The 238-nt window shown below is 49.2% G+C and carries 1 protein-coding gene; it reads left to right on the top strand.

All coding sequences use genetic code 11. The features are described from left to right. Positions 1 to 181, top strand: a 181-nt coding sequence (locus ACTHS4_RS12540) for a DNA-binding protein (protein WP_440366049.1), incomplete at its 5' end; no start/stop codon positions are given. Between the last annotated feature and the right edge of the window lie 57 nt (positions 182 to 238).

Genomic DNA, 238 nt, shown 5'->3' with positions numbered 1-238 from the left:
ATCTATGGCTATAACTATTGAAAAATTAAAAGAAAATTTTGCCAAAAACGGCCAGACGCTGGCGCAGTGGGCAAGAGAGAACGGCTTTAAGCCGCGCGATGTGTATCTGGTGGTCGGCGGACAGCGCAAAGGCAATTACGGCAAGGGGCACGAAATTGCCAAGAAACTGGGACTGAAATAAGGAGGATACGGATGGCGACCAGTAAAAAGGGCTGCCGGGTGTTGAAGGTCTTTAAGG

The sequence above is a fragment of the Neisseria sp. P0014.S009 genome, assembly GCF_051958155.1.
GTDB classification, from domain to species: Bacteria; Pseudomonadota; Gammaproteobacteria; order Burkholderiales; family Neisseriaceae; genus Neisseria; species Neisseria flavescens_C.
The sequence above is the reverse complement of the archived record's forward strand: the minus strand, read 5'-3'. Positions and strand labels throughout refer to the sequence as shown.